The sequence below is a fragment of the Paucihalobacter sp. genome (assembly GCF_036825875.1).
Lineage (GTDB): Bacteria > Bacteroidota > Bacteroidia > Flavobacteriales > Flavobacteriaceae > Paucihalobacter.
Genome location: NZ_DAISXK010000009.1, coordinates 64,272 through 83,728, shown reverse-complemented (window position 1 = coordinate 83,728; position 19,457 = coordinate 64,272). Strand labels below are relative to the sequence as shown.

18 protein-coding genes are annotated in these 19,457 nt (G+C 35.2%); 15 read left to right on the top strand and 3 right to left on the bottom strand.

Annotated features, from left to right (window positions below; genetic code table 11):
* Positions 1 to 465 precede the first annotated feature (465 nt).
* The 5 genes from V7Z48_RS04580 to V7Z48_RS04560 all read left to right on the top strand — a co-directional run bounded on the left by V7Z48_RS04580 (position 466) and on the right by V7Z48_RS04560 (position 5,603).
* Complete coding sequence (locus V7Z48_RS04580) at positions 466 to 1,251, top strand: DUF3108 domain-containing protein (RefSeq protein WP_334112216.1); 786 nt, start codon at positions 466 to 468, stop codon at positions 1,249 to 1,251.
* On the top strand, positions 1,248 to 1,580 hold the full coding sequence (locus tag V7Z48_RS04575; RefSeq protein WP_334112215.1) for an FUSC family protein: 333 nt from the start codon (positions 1,248 to 1,250) through the stop codon (positions 1,578 to 1,580). Before V7Z48_RS04580 ends, V7Z48_RS04575 begins: the two co-directional genes overlap by 4 nt.
* Before the next feature lie 85 nt (positions 1,581 to 1,665).
* On the top strand, positions 1,666 to 2,700 hold the full coding sequence (locus tag V7Z48_RS04570) for a M28 family metallopeptidase (protein WP_334112214.1): 1,035 nt from the start codon (positions 1,666 to 1,668) through the stop codon (positions 2,698 to 2,700).
* Between the two features lie 84 nt (positions 2,701 to 2,784).
* Complete coding sequence (locus tag V7Z48_RS04565) at positions 2,785 to 4,356, top strand: M28 family peptidase (protein ID WP_334112213.1); 1,572 nt, start codon at positions 2,785 to 2,787, stop codon at positions 4,354 to 4,356.
* A gap of 74 nt (positions 4,357 to 4,430) precedes the next feature.
* The gene (locus tag V7Z48_RS04560; RefSeq protein ID WP_334112212.1) at positions 4,431 to 5,603 is read left to right on the top strand and encodes a hypothetical protein; all 1,173 of its coding nucleotides are present in this window, start codon (positions 4,431 to 4,433) and stop codon (positions 5,601 to 5,603) included.
* Here V7Z48_RS04560 and ytxJ read toward each other — a convergent pair.
* On the bottom strand, positions 5,596 to 5,985 hold the full coding sequence (gene ytxJ / locus V7Z48_RS04555; protein ID WP_334112211.1) for a bacillithiol system redox-active protein YtxJ: 390 nt from the start codon (positions 5,983 to 5,985) through the stop codon (positions 5,596 to 5,598). The genes V7Z48_RS04560 and ytxJ overlap by 8 nt on opposite strands.
* Before the next feature lie 187 nt (positions 5,986 to 6,172).
* On the opposite strand from ytxJ, the gene clpB reads away from it, so the two are divergent.
* The 4 genes from clpB to V7Z48_RS04535 all read left to right on the top strand — a co-directional run bounded on the left by clpB (position 6,173) and on the right by V7Z48_RS04535 (position 11,087).
* Entirely contained in the window at positions 6,173 to 8,782 is a 2,610-nt protein-coding gene (clpB, locus tag V7Z48_RS04550) for an ATP-dependent chaperone ClpB (protein ID WP_334112221.1), read from the top strand.
* A gap of 364 nt (positions 8,783 to 9,146) precedes the next feature.
* Complete coding sequence (deoC, locus tag V7Z48_RS04545) at positions 9,147 to 9,809, top strand: deoxyribose-phosphate aldolase (RefSeq protein ID WP_334112210.1); 663 nt, start codon at positions 9,147 to 9,149, stop codon at positions 9,807 to 9,809.
* A gap of 27 nt (positions 9,810 to 9,836) precedes the next feature.
* Positions 9,837 to 10,535 (top strand): purine-nucleoside phosphorylase, encoded by a 699-nt coding sequence (gene deoD, locus V7Z48_RS04540; RefSeq protein WP_334112209.1) that lies wholly within the window; start codon positions 9,837 to 9,839, stop codon positions 10,533 to 10,535.
* A 33-nt stretch (positions 10,536 to 10,568) separates the two neighbouring features.
* Entirely contained in the window at positions 10,569 to 11,087 is a 519-nt protein-coding gene (locus tag V7Z48_RS04535) for a SixA phosphatase family protein (RefSeq protein ID WP_334112208.1), read from the top strand.
* Here V7Z48_RS04535 and V7Z48_RS04530 read toward each other — a convergent pair.
* Positions 11,073 to 11,828, bottom strand: coding sequence for a DUF6503 family protein (locus V7Z48_RS04530; RefSeq protein WP_334112207.1), 756 nt, complete (start codon positions 11,826 to 11,828; stop codon positions 11,073 to 11,075). The genes V7Z48_RS04535 and V7Z48_RS04530 overlap by 15 nt on opposite strands.
* Positions 11,829 to 11,918: 90 nt before the next feature.
* Between V7Z48_RS04530 and smpB the strand changes: the two genes are divergently transcribed.
* The 3 genes from smpB (at position 11,919) to V7Z48_RS04515 (ending at position 15,476) form a co-directional block, all read left to right on the top strand.
* Positions 11,919 to 12,374: an SsrA-binding protein SmpB gene (gene smpB, locus V7Z48_RS04525; protein ID WP_334112206.1), complete on the top strand. Its 456-nt coding sequence runs from the start codon at positions 11,919 to 11,921 to the stop codon at positions 12,372 to 12,374.
* Between the two features lie 72 nt (positions 12,375 to 12,446).
* Positions 12,447 to 14,918, top strand: a complete 2,472-nt coding sequence (locus tag V7Z48_RS04520; RefSeq protein ID WP_334112205.1) for a DUF5686 and carboxypeptidase regulatory-like domain-containing protein — start codon at positions 12,447 to 12,449, stop codon at positions 14,916 to 14,918.
* 21 nt (positions 14,919 to 14,939) lie between these two features.
* Positions 14,940 to 15,476 carry a hypothetical protein gene (locus tag V7Z48_RS04515; RefSeq protein ID WP_334112204.1) on the top strand — a complete coding sequence of 179 codons (537 nt, stop codon included), beginning with the start codon at positions 14,940 to 14,942 and terminating at the stop codon, positions 15,474 to 15,476.
* Here V7Z48_RS04515 and V7Z48_RS04510 read toward each other — a convergent pair.
* Positions 15,473 to 16,114, bottom strand: a complete 642-nt coding sequence (locus tag V7Z48_RS04510) for a protein-L-isoaspartate(D-aspartate) O-methyltransferase (protein WP_334112203.1) — start codon at positions 16,112 to 16,114, stop codon at positions 15,473 to 15,475. The genes V7Z48_RS04515 and V7Z48_RS04510 overlap by 4 nt on opposite strands.
* A 174-nt stretch (positions 16,115 to 16,288) precedes the next feature.
* On the opposite strand from V7Z48_RS04510, the gene V7Z48_RS04505 reads away from it, so the two are divergent.
* Genes V7Z48_RS04505 through V7Z48_RS04495 form a run of 3 tightly spaced genes read left to right on the top strand, consistent with a single transcriptional unit; the run spans position 16,289 to position 19,457 of the window.
* Positions 16,289 to 17,248: a Gfo/Idh/MocA family protein gene (locus tag V7Z48_RS04505; RefSeq protein ID WP_334112202.1), complete on the top strand. Its 960-nt coding sequence runs from the start codon at positions 16,289 to 16,291 to the stop codon at positions 17,246 to 17,248.
* Between the two features lie 27 nt (positions 17,249 to 17,275).
* Positions 17,276 to 18,163 carry a 3-hydroxybutyryl-CoA dehydrogenase gene (locus tag V7Z48_RS04500; protein ID WP_334112201.1) on the top strand — a complete coding sequence of 296 codons (888 nt, stop codon included), beginning with the start codon at positions 17,276 to 17,278 and terminating at the stop codon, positions 18,161 to 18,163.
* A gap of 55 nt (positions 18,164 to 18,218) precedes the next feature.
* On the top strand, positions 18,219 to 19,457 hold the full coding sequence (locus V7Z48_RS04495) for a DUF1015 domain-containing protein (RefSeq protein WP_334112200.1): 1,239 nt from the start codon (positions 18,219 to 18,221) through the stop codon (positions 19,455 to 19,457).

The window sequence follows — 19,457 nt, the reverse complement described above, 5'->3', positions numbered from 1 at the left end:
ACCTCCGGGGGTTCGAATCCCTCTTTCTCCGCTTAGAGCAAAGCTCAATATCTGATAAGATATTGGGCTTTTGCTTTTTAGGAATGTTGGAAACGCAGTTTTCAAAAATGGATAAAAAACAAAAGCCAAAATACTGCGAAAGCAGTTTTAAGCTTTATTATCAGGAGCGTGTGAACATGGGAAATTTAATCCTCTTTCTCCTCCACATTCAAATGCTTCGCAACGTTGTTGCGAAGCATTTGAATGTTATATTGGATTCCCTTTCTGGGATCAACGCAGTTAATCCTTTTAAACAAACTTTATTCAAATTGGAAAACAATTTTTTATTCCATCTAAATTTTTAATCCCCAACTTTTTCAAAGGGTCAAAAAAATGACACATTAAAAAAATTGGCAAAAAAAAATACTAATTGTAATTTCGGCACAATAAATGCGTTTTCCGTTTTTCAATCTAACAAATCAATTTATGCGCGCTTCAATTTTAATACTCTTATTATTTATCAGTGGTTTATTAAATTCACAAAATAAAACGATTGCCGCTGGTGAAAAGCTGGTCTTTACTGCATCTTACAATATGTCTGGAATTCTTACCGACTTGGCAGAAGTAACCATGCAAACCTCGGAAGTAAAAACTTCAAAAGCCACTTTAATGCAATTAAAATGCACTGCGGTAACCTACAGTAAATGGGATAGCTTTTTTAAAATACGCGACTTGTATGAAAGTTATGTGAGTCCAAATTATTTAACACCCTATTTATACAAAAGAGATATAGATGAAGGTGGATATTATAAATTTATGCAATATAACTTCAACCAAAAAACAAATACGGTTCATAGCTTAATGCGCAAAAAAAACAGTAAAGGTGAGTTTTGGGAAGAAAAGAAAACGCTCACCATTGGCAGTAATACAAGAGATTTGGTTACGACCTTATACCAAATTAGAAATCTCGATATTGGTAAAGCCAAAGTAAATGATACATCACAATTCACTATTTTATTTGATAACAAAGAATTTACAATAAACGTTAAAATGCTTGGTAAAGAAACCATTTCAACGGCATTAGGTCGAAAAGAATGCTTCAAATTAGGTATTTCACTTCCGAAAAATAATGAGTTAGGCAAAAATACCGACTTTATTTTATGGTTAACTGCCGACGCCAATAAAATCCCTGTATATGGAAAATTCAAAATCCCTGTGGGAAATGGCGAATTAAAAATTAAATCAGCAACCGGATTAATGCATAAAATATGAGAAAATTAATCATTATTATCGGATTTATTGCTGCAATACTCACCTTGATTTTAGCTGTTACGCCTTTTTCAAATATTGCAATTTTTCCAGCAGTTTTGGCGGTGATATTGGCGCTGTTGGTTTATGTAATATCCAACAAACAATCGAAATCTAAAAAACCAGTCCAGTATATTCTATTACTTACTATTATAGCAGCTGGATTTATGGTATACAATTCCATTTTCAGTGAAAGTACCGTGGGAGATACTGAGGCTTTAGAATTAAGAGAAGAAGAATCGAAAGAAAAAGCCATAGAAGAACTAGAAGCCTTAGATTTAGATATTGATTAATTTATTCTTATTGAAACACTTTTGAAGGGATACATTTCGATGTTCCCTTTTTTTTTAGTTTATTTGACCTTAAAAGGGATATTAAATGAAATTATCATTTGTTACTGCATTATTTCTTGTGGGATCGTGTACCACATTACGTTACACCGAACGTATCGAAAATATCAAAAATAGTATTGTTTTTGAACAACCAGAAATTCTTAAATCACACCTAAATACCATCAACATAGTTGACCTTAAAACGATCGTTTCTGAATTAGCCTCAGAAAAATATGAAGGCAGACGCGTTGGGCAAATAGGTCATCAAATGACTTGTGATTATCTAAAAAATTACTATAAGGAACAAGGTATAGCTCCTCCAGAAAACGCTCCAGATTATGCTCAAATAGTACCTTCTACTTATTTACCAAATAAATATGGCGAATCAGAAAACGTTATCGCCTTTATAAGAGGTGAAGAATTTCCTGATGAGCATATTATAATTATGGCGCATTCCGATCACGAAGGCATTATAGATGGAAAGATTTATTTCGGTGCCGACGACAATGCCTCTGGTACTGCCGCAGTTCTAGAAATAGCACAAGCATTTCAGATAGCAGCCCAAAACGGCTATAAATCAAAACGAAGCATTGTATTCTTGCACGTCACTGCAGAAGAAATTGGCTTACAAGGCTCACGTTACTACACCGAAAACCCAATATTTCCTCTTGAAAAAACAATGGCTGTCCTCAATATAGACATGATTGGAAGAACAGATTTTAAGCATGAAGAAGGCGATCAGTATTTGTATTTAATTGGGGGAAACCGACACAGCACCGAACTTCCATTTATCGCCGAAAAGGCAAATGAATTTTCAACCAAACTCGACTTAGATTATCGGTACAATAAAGAAAACGAATCTAATCGTTATTATTACAGATCGGATCATTATAATTTTGCCTTGAAAGATATTCCAGTAATATTCTTTTTTAATGGTGAGCATGAAGATTATCATAAACCTACCGATACCGAGGATAAAATAAACTACCAGCTTTTAGAAAAACGCACCCAGTATATTTTTACTACCGCTTGGTATCTCGCCAATATGAACCATTATCTTGAATCCGATTTAATTCGTTAAACTATTCTTATAATCCAAAGCCCTTGGTCATTATTTTAGATATTAGTTTAAATTTGCTAGCTAACACCTAAAATTAATACTCTAATGAAAAAAATATTTTATCTGCTGTTTTCAACATTCTTTATTTTAGCATGTGGTAGCAGCACCCAAACAGCAGTTCAAGAAACTAAACAAACTCAAACCACAACCGAAGATGTAGCGGTAACTTACGCGTCAACTATTACTGCAAATGAATTGAGCGACATGCTTTATGTTTATGCTTCAGATGAATTTGAAGGTAGAGAAACTGGCGAGCCCGGACAAAAAAAGGCTGTTGAATATTTAAAACAACATTATATTGATTTAGGAATTGCTTCTCCTCTAGGTGGTGATAATTATTTTCAACCAGTTCCATTGGAGAAACTAGGCGCTGTAGAAACAACCATTAAGGTCAATAATACTACTTTTGAAACATACAATGATGTCATTACAATTAGCGGTGGTTCAACAACTTCCTTTACAGTTAATGATATTGTTTATGCAGGATTTGGGGTTGAAGACGACAATTATTCAGATTATACTCAAGATGTTAAAGGTAAAATAGTCTTAATTAAATCGGGCGAACCAGTAGACGCCAACGGCAATTATATAACCTCTGGGTCGTCAGAGCCAACCAAATGGGTTAATGGCCGTCAAGCCCTTGCTTCTAAGAGAGATGTTGCCTTAAAAAAAGGTGCTAAAGGCTTAATAATTATGGATGCCGAATTATTTCCTCGCTATTCTAGTTATTACAAAGGACAAGCTAGCCGTAGCGGGAGACTTTCCTTAAAATCGGAAGAAACCCCAATGATGATCATGATGATTAATGAAAAACTGGGTATAGCACTGCATCCAAATATACTAACATCTAATTCAGCAGAAATATTAAAAACAAAGGCCGATTTTAACATCACCAGCAGAAGTGAAGATGTTATGTCTGAAAACGTAGTTGCCTATATCAAAGGAAGTGAAAAGCCTGATGAAATTATTGTGATTTCAGCGCATTTAGATCATGAAGGTGTAAAGGATGGTGAAATTTATAACGGTGCAGACGATGATGGTTCAGGAACCATTGCAATTATTGAAATAGCTGAAGCTTTCAAAATGGCTGCAGACAATGGTCATGCGCCAAAACGCTCTATTTTATTTCTTCATGTTACAGGTGAAGAAAAAGGCTTGTTAGGTTCGGCACATTACGCCGATAACGATCCTATTTTCCCCCTTGCCAATACAGTAGCTAACTTAAATATTGACATGATTGGAAGAACCGATCCAAAACGCACTGGTGATAGAAACTACGTCTATCTAATTGGCAGCGATAAATTAAGTACAGAATTGCATGATCTTTCAGAAATGGTCAACTCAAAATACACCAACATTACCTTAGATTATACTTACAACGACGAAAACGATCCCAACAGATTTTACTACCGTTCCGATCATTATAACTTCGCTAAAAATAATGTTCCAGTAATTTTTTATTTCAATGGAACGCACGACGATTATCACCGACCAAGTGATACGCCTGATAAAATTGAATACGATTTACTCGAAAACAGAACGAGGCTAGTATTTCACACGGCATGGGAACTCGCCAATAGAGACGAAAGAGTTGTCGTTGATAAAGCAACTGAATAAATACGAAAGCACAACCCAAACGTTGTGCTTTTTTTTATATTTTGCGGTGCTAAAAAAATGTAAAAAATCTTCGGATGAAACCACTTTTATCAATTGTTATTTTATCGATTCTATTAGTAAGTTGTAATGGCGCAAAAAGCATTGAGAAATCTATAAGTACAGGAAATTACAACGCCGCCATCAGCAACGCTTTGAATAAATTAAGAACTAATAAGGAAAAAAAGCCGACTTTTATTTACCTTCTAAAATCGGCATACGATAAAGCGAATACCCGTGATTTAAATAATATAGAATTACTTAAAGCTGAAAACATACCAGCTAATTCCTTACGTGTTTTTGAAGCTTACAAGGCCTTAAACTCCCGACAAGAAGCTGTAAGAGCCGTGTTACCACTTTATGTTGATGGTAACGAAATACGATTTAACAGTCGTAACTACACCAATGATTTGGTAACATACAAATCTGAAGCCTCTGCCTTTTTATACGACCAAGCCAAAAGTCTTTTAAACTCACCTAATAAATTAGATGCGCGCACAGCTTACGAAGATTTTGAGTTTATCGAAAGTATCAACCCCAATTACAAAGATTTAAGAGCGCTCATGACGCAGGCCTACAACAAAGGCACTGATTATGTTATCGTAAGTATTCAAAATCAAACCAATCAAATAATTCCTAGACGTTTAGAAGATTATTTATTAGATTTTAACACCTATGGTTTGGATAAGTTTTGGACTGTTTTTCATGCCGAACCACAAAAAAATTTATCATATGATTACGCCATGCAGTTAAAACTAGCCCGCATCAACATATCCCCAGAACAGCAAAGTGAAAAAGAAATACTGCGCGAAAAAAGAATTGTTGATGGTTGGAAATATAAATTAGACCGCAACGGAAACGTGATGAAAGACAGTATCGGAAACGATATTAAAATTGATAATATCATTGATGTACGTGCGAGACTGTTTCATTATCGACAATTTAAAACCACTCAGGTAATTGCAGCTGTGGTATTTAAAAATTTAAAGAACAATCAAATCTTAGATAATTTCCCCATTGATAGTCAATTTGTTTTTGAGAATTTCTTCGCCACATTTCGCGGTGATGAACGTGCGCTTCAAGAAGAAGATATAGTTTTAATAAGAAACAGTCAAATACCATTTCCACCAAATGAACAAATGATTTACGACTCTGGTGAAGATTTAAAATTACAATTAAAACGAATTATCAATTCATACAGGTTTAGATAAAGCTTGAAACTTCTACATCGTTAATATCCCCGTGCGAAGCGTGTGTTACAACTACGCCATTTTTGATAATGAGTAATTGAGGTGATTGGTGCATCACCTGAAATTTGTAACCAACCTCATTCGAAATTTCTCGATAGTTCAATAAATCCAAATAATATAAATCTGCATTTTGCGCATTTAAAGAATAAGCCTTAACGAATTGATTCAAAACCATTTTACTAATACCACAACGCGTTGAATGTTTGAATATGAATTGCGGCTTCACTTTTGAAGCTTCCATAATGGCATCTAGTTGATGAATTTCGTTAAGTGAAATCCAAGGTAAAATCTTAGCATCTTTTTGTTGTTCATTACTCCCAAATATAGATTTAAATAGTCCCATTTTCTGTTGATTTTAATACGTTGAATAAAAGTAGTCTTTAAAATTTACATTCCTTACAAACCGACAAATAGTCATTACAATTCACTTAAAATCAGTCATAATGTCTGCAATTTATTAATGGTAAGAAAATTGACTATTCATTATGGAAAAAGAAGAACAATTTAAATCCCATTATAACAAAACCATTATGAACCTAAACAATTTTACCATAAAATCGCAAGAGGCCATTCAGCAAGCGCAACAATTAGCGCAAAGCTTAGGGCATCAGCAAATAGAAAATGAACATATTTTCAAAGCCATTATTGAGGTTGATGACAATGTAATTCCGTTTCTACTTAAAAAATTAAATGTTAATATTAGTGTCTTAAATTTAGCCGTTGATAAGCAGTTAGAAAGTTTCGCCAAAGTTTCTAACGGCGAAATAATGCTATCTCGCGAGGCAGGCAAGTCCATTAATGAGGCGTCTATCATTGCCAAAAAAATGAAGGATGACTACGTTTCTATAGAGCATTTAGTGTTGGCAATTTTCAAATCCAACAGTCCAATCGCTAAAATGCTAAAAGACCAAGCCGTGACGGAAAAAGGTTTGCAGGCTGCAATTGATGAATTGCGTAAAGGCGACCGTGTAACCTCGCAAAGTCAAGAGGAAACTTATAATTCACTTAATAAATACGCCAAAAACTTAAATCAGTTAGCGCGTGATGGAAAGTTAGATCCTGTAATTGGTCGTGATGAAGAAATACGACGCATACTTCAAATCTTATCACGTCGCACAAAAAACAATCCAATTTTAGTTGGTGAGCCAGGTACTGGTAAAACAGCCATTGCCGAAGGTTTAGCCCACAGGATTATAGATGGTGATATTCCCGAAAATCTTAAAGACAAACAAATATTTGCCTTAGATATGGGTGCACTTATTGCCGGCGCTAAATACAAGGGTGAGTTTGAAGAACGTCTGAAAGCAGTAATTAAGGAAGTTACAACTAGCGAAGGGGATATTGTTTTGTTTATTGACGAAATTCATACCTTAGTTGGTGCTGGAGGCGGACAAGGCGCGATGGATGCAGCAAACATTTTAAAACCAGCCTTAGCGAGAGGTGAACTACGCGCCATTGGAGCCACAACACTTGATGAGTATCAAAAATATTTTGAGAAAGACAAAGCATTAGAACGTCGTTTTCAAAAAGTAGTAGTAAACGAACCAGATACTGAAAGTGCCATTTCAATTTTACGAGGCATTAAGGAAAAATACGAAACACATCATAAGGTACGAATTAAAGACGAAGCCATTATCGGAGCCGTGGAATTGTCGGAACGCTACATCACTAACCGATTTTTACCAGACAAAGCTATTGATTTAATGGACGAGGCAGCGTCGAAATTGCGGATGGAAATCAACTCCAAACCAGAAGAGTTAGACGTGCTCGACAGAAAAATAATGCAACTCGAAATCGAAATTGAAGCCATTAAACGTGAAAAAGATGAGACCAAACTAAAATCCCTTAGTGCGGAAGTTGCGAATTTAAAAGAAGAACGCAATAGCCTTAATGCCAAATGGAAAAGTGAAAAAGAAGTAGTTGATAATATTCAATTAGAAAAATCAAATATTGAAAATTATAAACTTGATGCCGAACGTGCTGAACGTGAAGGCGATTACGGTAAAGTCGCTGAATTGCGTTACGGAAAAATTAAAGAGGCTCAGGAATCTTTAGAAAAACTGCAAAAGCAACTGCGAGAGAATCAATCTGGTAGTTCATTAATAAAAGAAGAAGTCACTTATGACGACATTGCAGAAGTTGTAGCAAAATGGACCGGCATACCGGTTACCAAAATGCTTCAAAGTGAACGCGATAAACTTTTAAAATTAGAAGACGAATTGCACAAACGTGTTATTGGACAAGAAGAAGCTATCGTAGCTGTTAGTGATGCCGTACGAAGAAGTAGAGCAGGATTGCAAAATCCACAAAAACCCGTCGGAACCTTCTTGTTTTTAGGAACCACTGGCGTTGGTAAAACCGAATTAGCCAAAGCACTTGCCGAGTACTTATTCGATGACGAAAACGCCATGACCAGAATAGACATGAGCGAATATCAAGAACGCCATGCCGTAAGCAGATTGGTTGGCGCGCCTCCGGGATATGTTGGTTATGATGAAGGCGGACAACTTACCGAAGCAGTACGCAGAAAACCATATTCGGTTGTATTATTAGATGAAATTGAAAAAGCGCATCCTGATACATTCAACATTCTTTTGCAAGTATTAGATGAAGGCAGGTTAACTGATAATAAAGGCCGCGTTGCCGATTTTAAAAATACTATTATTATTATGACTTCCAATATGGGAAGTGAAATAATTCAGGAGAAATTCCGAGCTTTAAAAGATATAGATTCAGCGATGGAAGCAGCAAAAATTGAAGTATTAGGATTACTAAAACAAACCGTTAGGCCCGAATTTTTAAACCGTATAGACGATACTATTATGTTTACGCCTTTAACCAAAGAAAATATTTTAGATATTGTTGGTTTGCAAATAAAGGGTATCACTAAAATGATAGCAAAACAAGGAATCACTTTCGATGCTACTATGGAGGCAAAAGCTTATCTCGCTGAGAAGGGCTTCAATCCTGAATACGGAGCAAGACCAGTAAAGCGTGTTATTCAGAAAGAAGTATTAAACGCATTAAGTAAAGAAATTCTTGCCGGCTCTGTAACTACAGACAGCATTATTTTACTCGATGAATTTGATGGCGAGTTGGTATTTAGAAACCAAGGCGACCTAGTGGTTGAAGAAATATAATAACAAACGTAACAATTTTAAAATATAAGAGTCTTATAGTTGGTTGGTTAGTAAAAGGGCAACACAAATTTCTTAAAAGAAAGGCGTGTTGCTTTTTTTCTTCAATTAAAGTTGTTTTGGGTCTTTATGAATTTTACTTTTTGTCAAATTCGAAAAGTATCATCGATTATTAAAATCTAACAATTTTATTTTGAGATATTTCATGTAGTTGACAAAGTATTTTCACAAAAAAAGCAATATTTTGACAAAATTTTAGTTTTTATCTAACGCAATTATGTTTAGCTTTGCGTGCTATTAATTCCCAAATTTACAGTAATCATTAAACAATTGTTGATTTAACAAAAAATCAAGATACCTACATATTATGAATATTTCTAGTTATATAGACCATACGCTTTTAAAGCCAACGGCCACCGAGCGCGAAATTATTACACTTTGCAATGAGGCCAAAAAAAACAGATTCAAAGCAGTTTGTGTTAACAGTTGTTATGTGGCACTTGCCAAACAATCACTAGCAAAAACTGATGTAAAGGTCTGTTCTGTTATTGGTTTTCCATTAGGAGCCATGTCAACCCAAGCTAAAGTTTACGAGGCGAAAAACGCCATTGAAGATGGTGCCGACGAAATTGATATGGTTATAAATTTAGGACTTTTAAAAAGTAAAAATTACCTAGCAGTTTTGAAAGATATCGGCGATGTAAAACATGCTATTGGCAACAAAATATTGAAGGTAATTCTTGAAATAAGCGAACTTTCTAAAAATGAAATTATTAAAGCCTGTGAAATTTGTATAGATGCCAACGCCGATTTTGTTAAAACCTCTACCGGTTTTTCAAAAAGCGGTGCTACTCTAACAGCCGTGAAGATCATGAAAAAAACCGTCAAAGACCAAGTTAAAATTAAAGCTTCTGGTGGTGTCAATACACACGATAAAGCACTGAAGTATATTCAAGCTGGGGCGAACAGATTAGGCACCTCTTCAGGTGTTGCAATTGTTAACGACGAAGAAGCTACCTTGGCCTATTAATCACATCAATTTTATTATATTTACGCCATGAGCGTACATATTGAAGCCGAAGCCGGAGAGATTGCAGAAACCATTCTACTTCCTGGAGATCCATTGCGAGCCAAATGGATTGCAGATACTTTTTTTGAAAACCCAATATGTTTTAATAAGGTGAGAAACATGTTTGGATATACAGGTTTATATCAAGGAAAACGCGTTTCTGTTATGGGAACTGGCATGGGCGTACCTAGTATATCTATTTATGCACATGAACTAATCAACGAATATGGTGTTAAAAACCTGATCCGTGTTGGTAGTGCAGGTTCGTATCAAGCCGACGTTAAAATTCGCGATATTGTGATAGCCATGGCGGCCTCTTCTAATTCTGCGGTAAACGAACTGAGGTTCGGTGGTGCTGATTATGCACCAACAGCCGATTTTAATCTATTTATAAAAGCAGTAGAAATAGCCAAAACAAAAGAGATACAAGTTAAAGCTGGGAATATTTTTACTAGTGACATATTCTATGCCGACGATTTTGAATCTTATAAAAAGTGGTCTAAATTTGGGGTGCTTTGTGTGGAAATGGAAACCGCAGGATTATACACTATTGCCGCAGAACACAGAGTTCATGCCTTATCAATTTTAACCATTTCCGATTCATTAGTAACCGGTGAACGCACCACGACCAAAGAACGCGAAACCACTTTTAAAGACATGATAGAAATTGCTTTAGAACTCGCATAACAAGCATCAACGTATTATTTATTACTCCAAAATATGAAATCCATTTTCCTGACTTTATTATTTGCATTGACTTTTTCAGCCTTCCTGAATGCACAAGACCTCGAAAAAAATCACAATAAAATAACGGTCTATTATTTGGTGCGTCATGCCGAAAAAGACCGAACCAATCCAGAAAACAAAAACCCTCATTTAACTTCCGAAGGATTAAATCGTGCTGAAAACTGGAAAACAGTTCTAAGTAATATTTCATTTGATTTGGTGTTTACTACTGACTACCATCGAACTCAGCAAACAGCTTTACCGCTTGCCAACCACAATAAGCTAAAGCCAAAAAAATATGAAGCTAATAATCTGGTAAATAATACTTTTCTAGAGGAAACTAGAGGGAAAAATATTTTTGTTGTAGGCCATAGCGACAATATTCCAGAAATCGTAAATGCTTTGATTGGTCAAAATAAATATCAGGAAATTGCTGATAGCCAAAACGGTTCCTTATTTATTGTTACGATTTACGGTTCACACGTTTCAGAACAATTGCTAATTATCAATTAAAGTAACCTTTAGGTTTTCTAATTGAATGGTTGATAACAACTCAAGGTTATCACTTTCAAATAAGGTTTGCAATTCTCTTAAAGTCACTAATTTTGTTTCTGGCTTGTAATTTTTGTAATCTACAAACCTAATACCATTTTCAAAGCGTTCGTTATAAGCCTCTCTAAATCGCATACCACCACCTTCAGTAAAGAATTTATAGGCCAAATAAACAATTTTAAAGGTTTGGGCATGGATCCAATATAAAAAAACATCCTCAAAATCTTCGCCACCACCGTCCTCATTAAAGGTAATTTCAATAATATGATAGGGTTGATTTTTTATCATTGTGCTATCAATATAACGTTTATTAACAGCCGTGTCGTCTAAGCCAAATGGCAACACAGAAAAATAATGAACTGAGTTTACAGAGCTGCTATATTTAGCTATATCAACTTCACTTAATTCAATTAAACTATCGTTTACATAACGATTTAAATCAGCATTATTTAAAACATCATAAATAATAGAATCATTGCGCATTATAGTTCGGCTTAATTGAAAATGTCCCTTATTTCTTATGGCTTTGTAGTGAATATTTCTAAAATCAAACTCAATTTCGGACATTGAAACCAGGTTAGAACCTGCTCTTTCCATCGATTTATCAATAATCAAGTGCGCATCGGGTACTGTAGTTTTAGGCTCGTTTTTGCAACTTATTATTGCCATAAACATAAGTAGTAAAAATGGTGATTTCAGCATATTTTAAGGTTTCAAATTATTGTCGTAAAATTAAGCATTAGCTTACGACCACTTCAATAAATTGCAAATAAATCAATACCTTTGCCATCCATGCAGAAAAACATTAACATAAAAAACAAACGTGCACGATTTGAGTTCGAGATAGTTGATACTTACACCGCTGGAATTGTTTTAACTGGCACTGAAATCAAGTCTATTCGCAGCAGTAAAGCCTCTATTGCAGAAAGTTTTTGCGAGTTTAATGATGCTGGAGAATTGTTTGTGATTAATATGACAATTGAAGAATATTTGTTTGGCAATTATTACAATCATAAACCCAAGGCGGAACGCAAATTATTGCTCAACCGACGAGAGCTTAAAAAACTTCGAAAAGACGTTCAGGCTAAGGGACTTACCATCGTGCCGTTGCGATTATTTATTAACGATGACGGATTCGCAAAATTAGAAATAGCTTTGGCAAAAGGCAAAAAACTTTACGACAAACGCGATAGTATTAAAGACAGAGATGTGAAGCGTGACGTAGAACGTATCAAAAAAAACTTCTAAATTAACTTTAGGTTTTCTGTAACATTAAACAGTGTATTTATACCTATGTTTGAAATGTACTAAAAATCCTAAATGAAATCCATTCTTACGTTTATCGCATTACTTGTTTTACCTATAAGTGTGTTTTCTCAGGTTAAAGGTTCGGTTACAAATATCAACAATGAAGCGTTGGCATACGTTAACGTTTTTATCGAAAACACTTACACTGGCACCACTACCAACGAAGCCGGAAAATATGAACTTAACATATCAAAACCCGGAAATTATACTTTGGTTTTTCAATATTTAGGTTACAAAACACAAAAAGTAAGTATTGAAGTTAACGAGTTTCCTATTGAAAAAAATGTCACATTAGAGGAAACTCAAATTTCTTTAAATGAAATAGTTATCAATGCTGACGAAAACCCTGCCAACCTAATCATTAGGAATGCCATTGATAACAGAAAGAAAAATCTGGAAAAAATAAATTCATTTTCTGCTAGTTTTTATTCTCGTGGCTTAATTCGAATTAAAGACGCACCAGAAAAAATTTTAGGAGTTGAAGTTGGTGATCTTGGCGGTGGATTAGATTCTACAAGAAGTGGAATTATTTATCTTTCCGAAACGGTTTCTAAGCTTAAATTTTTACGGCCCGATAAACTTAAGGAAACCATCATGGCTTCAAAAGTAAGTGGAGATGAAAGTGGTTTCAGTTTTAATAATGCCAGCGATGTAGATTATAATTTTTACAACAACACTATAGAATTGGGCAATCAAATTGTATCACCAATTGCCGATTTTGCCTTTAGTCACTATAACTATAAACTTGAAGGCACCTTTTATGACGAGCAACAAAACCTTATCAATAAAATAATCGTAACTCCAAAAAGAGCCAAGGACCGCGTGTTCTCGGGTTATATTTATATAGTTGAAGATCAATGGACTATTTACGCCACAGAATTGAGTATTACGGGCGAACAAGCTAGAATTCCAGCTGCTGATATTTTAACCATTTCACAAAATTTCACCTATTCAGCTACCGATAAAATTTGGGCGTTAATTTCGCAAAATATCGACTTTAAGTACGGATTATTTGGTATTAAAGGTGACGGTAGGTTTACAGCAGTTTATAGCGACTACAATTTTAACAATAACCTTAGCAAAAAAGATTTTAATCGCGAGTTGGTTTCCTTTATAGAAAATGCAAACAAAAAGGATAGTGCTTATTGGACCATGTCGAGACCCGTGCCACTAACTACCGAAGAAATTACCGATTACGTTAAAAAAGACAGCATCCAAATTCTAAAAAAATCAAAACCTTATTTAGATTCTGTAGATCGCGCAAAAAACCGATTCAAACCGCTTTCGGCCTTAACAGGTTACACCTACCAAAATTCTCATAAGAACACTAGAATTGGATATAATATTCCCATCGGAGCTGTGCAATTCAATACCGTTCAAGGATACCATGCTGGTATGAATTTTTTCTACACCAAAGGTTATGATGAATTTAGAAGATACTTTTCTGCCAATGCCAGTTTAAATTACGGGTTTTCTGATGACAGATTGCGCGCCACAGGTTCATTAACTTATAAATTTAACAATATTAGCAAGGCAATTTTATCGCTATCGGGTGGTGTAACGACTGAGCAATTTAATAGTAGCGAACCTATAACACCTCTGGCTAACAGTTTTACATCTTTATTTTTTGAAAGTAACTTTATGAAGCTTTACGACAAAAGTTTTCTGCAGCTTACTTTTTCAGAGGAGATTGCTAATGGTTTTAGACTTTTCGGTACCATGAGTTACGAACGCAGAAAAGCCTTGTTTAATACTTCGGATGAGGTTTATTTTGATAAAAACGATAAAATTTACAGCAGTAACAATCCACTAGATCCAGCAGCATTCGGCGTGGCTCCGTTTGACACTCATAATATCGTAAAATTGAATGTAGCCGCGCAGTTTAACTTTGGTCAAAATTATTTGAGTTATCCTAGAACGAAGTCGAATATTCCTAACGACAAATTTCCAACACTAACTATTGGTTACGAACAAGGACTTGGCGCTACGAATTCCAATTATAATTTCCAACAAATAAAGGCGCGTCTATATCAGTCATTTGACATTTCAAACAAAGGTAGATTTAGCTACAACATGCGCAGCGGAAAATTATTTAACGCTGAAAATATTGCCTTCATGGATTTCCAACATTTTAATGGTAATCAAACCCGAATTAGTACCAACGGAAGCTATACAGATGTATTTAATAACCTTGAATATTATAGACTTAGCACCAATAATAGTTATTTTGAAAGTCATATTGAGCATAATTTTAATGGCTATTTGCTGAACAAAATTCCTCTTATAAATAAATTGGGTTTTAGTACGGTGATAGGCATTCATAATTTGTCAACCAGCGGTCATAGACCTTATCACGAATTTTCGGTTGGATTGGATAAAATTGGTTGGGGAAAATTCAGATTTCTTCGTGTGGACTATGTACGCTCCTATCAAGGCGGTTATATAGGCGATGCTATTATCTTTGGATTGAACTTTTTTAATTAATTTGGTAAAAACTTTATATTTATGAAAACTAACATTTTTTCTATTTTCTTTATACTGTGTTTATCCGCAGGTAATTTTGCCCAAGAAAATGAAGAAGCCAAGGATTATTCTACTTCAGTTGAAAGTTTAGATGCTATTATTAACAGTCTATACGCTGTGATTTCTGGTGAAAAAGGTCAGGAACGCGACTGGGATCATTTTAGATTTTTATTTCATGCTGACGCCAAATTAATTCCAGCTGGCAAAACACCTGAAAGTAAATATCAAGCGCGTTTTTTAAAACCTCAAGACTATATAAAAACTTCTGGTGCATGGTTGGTTGAAAACGGTTTTTTTGAAGTTGAAATAAAACGAGAAATTCAAACATTTGGCAGTATTTCTCACGTTTTCAGCACCTATCAAGCCTATAGAAGTGCCGGCGAAGCAGAGCCTTTTATGCGCGGTATTAACAGTATTCAGCTTTTAAACGATGGTGAACGCTGGTGGATATTAAACGTTTATTGGACACAAGAAACTCCTGAAAATCCAATTCCGAACGCTTATTTACCGCGAAATTAATTTTTGTTCTCCAAAAGTGGCACAAATCGAAATCCACCAAACTCATGTTTTTCAAATTCTTGTTCACTTTTCCGAATGATGAGTGTCATCACTTGAGTCGAATCACCTACTGGAATTACCAATCTACCACCAATAGCCAATTGCGCAAGCAAATCTGAAGGAATTTTAGGTGCTCCAGCCGTTACAATAATGCCTTGATACGGTGCCGCTTCAGCATACCCAATATAGCCATCGCCAAAAATTAATTTCTTAGCATGGTAACCCAGTTTTGGTAGAAACTTTGAAGTTCTTTTAAATAATTCTTGTTGGCGTTCAATACTGTAAACCTTAGCTCCTAGTTCTAATAAAACAGCCGTTTGATAGCCGCTACCAGTACCGATTTCTAACACCGTATCACCCTTATTTATTTGAAGTAATTCAGTTTGAAACGCCACCGTATAAGGTTGCGAAATCGTTTGATCGGCCGCAATAGGAAAAGCCTTGTCTTGATATGCATGATCTAAAAAACCAGAATCCATGAACAAATGCCTCGGGATTTTACCGATGGCATTAAGCACTTCACGGTTTTTAATACCTTTATCTTTAAGTATTTCAACTAATTTATTTCGTAAGCCTTGATGTTTTAACGTATCTTTCAATGGTGCCAAATTAATGGTAGCGAATTTAATTGAATGCGAAACAAGTTCAAAGTTAAATCTGAAAAAATACCGTCTATCCGCATTGAAAAAAGCCTACATTTATTTAGGCAATTTATAATTTCATTTGTATTATTTTTATTTCAAAACAACTATTTTTGTTAAAAACCTAAAATTATGCTGAAAGTAGGCGTTCTTGGTGCTGGTCACTTAGGAAAAATCCATTTAAGATTACTCAATCAATCCGATAAATATGAACTTATTGGATTTTTCGATACCGATGCTGAAAACGGTAAAAAAATTAGCGACGAATTTGGTTACGCCTATTTTGATTCCTTAGATGAACTTATTGACGCTGTTGATGTTGTTGATATTGTGACACCAACTTTATCGCACTTTGAATGTGCCAAAAAAGCCATTGCCAAAGGCAAGCATATTTTTATAGAAAAACCCATTACCAATACCGTTGAAGAAGCAGAAACCATCCGAACTTTATTGGCCGAAAACAATGTTAAAGGACAAGTTGGTCACGTAGAACGTTTTAATCCAGCGTTTACGGCCGTTAAGGACAATATTAAGAATCCGATGTTTATTGAATGTCATAGACTTGCAGAATTTAACCCACGTGGAACCGATGTTCCTGTCGTGTTAGATTTAATGATTCACGATATTGATATCATTTTAAGTGTTGTGAAATCTTCCGTTAAAAATATTTCCGCAAGTGGTGTAAGTGTCATAAGCGATACACCAGATATTGCAAATGCTCGTATTGAATTTACCAACGGCTGCGTAGCCAATTTAACAGCGAGTAGAATTTCGCTCAAGAATATGCGTAAAACTCGGTTTTTTCAAAAAGATGCTTATATTTCAGTTGATTTTCTTGAGAAAAAATGCGAAGTCGTAAAAATGAAAGACGCACCTACACAACCGGGCGATTTTGACATGATTCTTCAAAATGCCGAAGGTGTTAGCAAACAAATCTATTTCGATAATCCTGAAGTTTCTAATAACAACGCTATTTTAGATGAATTAGAAACCTTCGCTGATGCCATAAACAACAACACCAAACCGGTTGTTACCTTGCATGATGGCACCGAGGCATTGCGCGTGGCTACTATGATTATCAATCAATTTTAAATACAGTATCACAAAACAACAAATACAATGAAAAATATAGCAGTAATAGGCGCAGGTACTATGGGTAACGGTATTGCCCATACCTTTGCGCAGTCAGGATTTAAAGTTAAACTTATCGACCTAAGCGAAAGCAACCTAAAACGCGGTATCGATACGATAAGCAAAAATCTAGATAGACAAGTTGCAAAAGACCTGATTTCTGAAACCGACAAAGAAAATACACTAAGCAATATTTCAACATTTACCGATATTAATCAAGGTGTTGAATTCGCCAATTTAGTAGTAGAAGCAGCCACCGAAAATATCGAATTAAAACTAAAAATTTTCAAACAATTGGACGAAGCCTGTCCTGAAAACACTATTCTTGCGACCAATACTTCATCCATATCCATTACACAAATAGCTGCGGTTACCAAAAGACCACAACTTGTAATAGGAATGCACTTTATGAATCCGGTGCCAATTATGAAATTAGTAGAGATTATCCGTGGTTATAACACGACTAACGAAGTAACGGAAACCATTATGGAACTATCCAAAACACTCGGCAAAATTCCGGTTGAAGTGAACGATTATCCGGGATTTGTTGCCAACCGTATTTTAATGCCAATGATAAACGAATCCATCGAAACACTTTACAATGGTGTAGCTGGCGTAACCGAAATTGACACCGTAATGAAGCTCGGTATGGCACATCCTATGGGTCCATTGCAGTTAGCAGATTTTATTGGACTTGACGTTTGTCTTTCCATTTTAAATGTGATGTATGAAGGCTTTAAAAATCCAAAATATGCGCCCTGTCCCTTACTCGTAAACATGGTTCGTGCGGGCAAATATGGTGTGAAATCTGGTGAAGGCTTTTATGATTATTCCGAAAGCCGTAAAGCGGAAAAAGTGGCTAAACAGTTCTCATAAAACACAACGATTTCAGTATAAGTAACAATTCTTTTTAAAAATTTACCATAAAAAAATGACCAAAATAATCCCGTTTAAAGCAGTAAGGCCAACCCGCAGTAAAGTTGGTTTGGTAGCTTCTCGTTCTTACGAAAGCTACACAGCAGAAGAACGAGATTCGCGCATGCATTACAATCCATTTAGCTTTTTACATATCATTAATCCGGGGTTCAAATACGATCAAGTTATTAAAGGTAGCGAACGTTATAATTTAGTTAGAAATCGCTATTTGGAATTTAAAGAAGATGGTATTTTTATTCAAGATGAAAAGCCAACGCTTTACGTTTATAAAATTGTAAATAGAGATAAATACGAATTCAGTGGCATAATTGCTTTAGCCCATGCCGAAGATTATGAAAATAATGTTATCAAAAAACATGAAGATACTATTTCAGATCGTGAAGAAACCTTTAAAACCTACTTGAAAACTGTAGGTTTTAATGCAGAGCCTGTGTTGCTCACCCATCGCGACAATGATGTGATTGCAGACATTATTACACATACTCAAAAAGCATTTCCAGAGTACGAATTCACTATGACCTATCGTGACACACATTATCTCTGGAAAATAGAAAATCCCGATACTATCGCCATCATTCAAGGTGAATTCAAAAAAATCGAAACCGTTTACATCGCCGATGGTCATCACCGATGCTCTTCATCTTATTTGTTGTACAAGGATGAAAAAACACACAATCAAAATCATTGCGGCAACGAATCTTATAATTTTTTCATGTGTTATTTTCTGCCTGAATCGCACTTGAGGATTCATGAATTTAACAGACTTGTTAGAGATTTAAATGGATTAAACAAAGAAGCTTTTTTAGTAAAGCTAGATGGCTTTTATAAAATTGAAAATCGAGGCACTACTCCATATCATCCAGAAAGGGCGCATCAATTTAGTATGTACTTAGATGGCGAATTTTATGCTTTAGTTTTACGAAAATCGGCCTACTCCTTTAATACTTCCTTAGACGAATTAGATGCTTATTTGCTTTATAAAACAATTTTGCAACCAATATTAGGAATTGAAGATTTGAAAAACAGCAATCGCATAGATTATTCTAACGCTAAAAATGAATTAATAAACATTAAAAGTCTTGTGGATAGCGGCGAATTTAAAGTTGGATTTAATATGCGACCAGCTACCATCGATCAGCTAAAAAGCATTGCCAACGAAGGCTTAACGATGCCACCAAAAAGTACCTACATTTTACCAAAGCTACGCAGTGGCCTAACAATTTATGAATACTAA

What these genes read in the sequence shown, in the direction of transcription:
- V7Z48_RS04580 (WP_334112216.1), top strand. Translation starts at nt 466, where the DNA reads ATGCGCGCTTCAATTTTAATACTCTTATTATTTATCAGTGGTTTATTA.
- V7Z48_RS04575 (WP_334112215.1), top strand. Translation starts at nt 1,248, where the DNA reads ATGAGAAAATTAATCATTATTATCGGATTTATTGCTGCAATACTCACC.
- V7Z48_RS04570 (WP_334112214.1), top strand. Translation starts at nt 1,666, where the DNA reads ATGAAATTATCATTTGTTACTGCATTATTTCTTGTGGGATCGTGTACC.
- V7Z48_RS04565 (WP_334112213.1), top strand. Translation starts at nt 2,785, where the DNA reads ATGAAAAAAATATTTTATCTGCTGTTTTCAACATTCTTTATTTTAGCA.
- V7Z48_RS04560 (WP_334112212.1), top strand. Translation starts at nt 4,431, where the DNA reads ATGAAACCACTTTTATCAATTGTTATTTTATCGATTCTATTAGTAAGT.
- ytxJ (WP_334112211.1), bottom strand. Translation starts at nt 5,985, where the DNA reads ATGGGACTATTTAAATCTATATTTGGGAGTAATGAACAACAAAAAGAT.
- clpB (WP_334112221.1), top strand. Translation starts at nt 6,173, where the DNA reads ATGAACCTAAACAATTTTACCATAAAATCGCAAGAGGCCATTCAGCAA.
- deoC (WP_334112210.1), top strand. Translation starts at nt 9,147, where the DNA reads ATGAATATTTCTAGTTATATAGACCATACGCTTTTAAAGCCAACGGCC.
- deoD (WP_334112209.1), top strand. Translation starts at nt 9,837, where the DNA reads ATGAGCGTACATATTGAAGCCGAAGCCGGAGAGATTGCAGAAACCATT.
- V7Z48_RS04535 (WP_334112208.1), top strand. Translation starts at nt 10,569, where the DNA reads ATGAAATCCATTTTCCTGACTTTATTATTTGCATTGACTTTTTCAGCC.
- V7Z48_RS04530 (WP_334112207.1), bottom strand. Translation starts at nt 11,828, where the DNA reads ATGCTGAAATCACCATTTTTACTACTTATGTTTATGGCAATAATAAGT.
- smpB (WP_334112206.1), top strand. Translation starts at nt 11,919, where the DNA reads ATGCAGAAAAACATTAACATAAAAAACAAACGTGCACGATTTGAGTTC.
- V7Z48_RS04520 (WP_334112205.1), top strand. Translation starts at nt 12,447, where the DNA reads ATGAAATCCATTCTTACGTTTATCGCATTACTTGTTTTACCTATAAGT.
- V7Z48_RS04515 (WP_334112204.1), top strand. Translation starts at nt 14,940, where the DNA reads ATGAAAACTAACATTTTTTCTATTTTCTTTATACTGTGTTTATCCGCA.
- V7Z48_RS04505 (WP_334112202.1), top strand. Translation starts at nt 16,289, where the DNA reads ATGCTGAAAGTAGGCGTTCTTGGTGCTGGTCACTTAGGAAAAATCCAT.
- V7Z48_RS04500 (WP_334112201.1), top strand. Translation starts at nt 17,276, where the DNA reads ATGAAAAATATAGCAGTAATAGGCGCAGGTACTATGGGTAACGGTATT.
- V7Z48_RS04495 (WP_334112200.1), top strand. Translation starts at nt 18,219, where the DNA reads ATGACCAAAATAATCCCGTTTAAAGCAGTAAGGCCAACCCGCAGTAAA.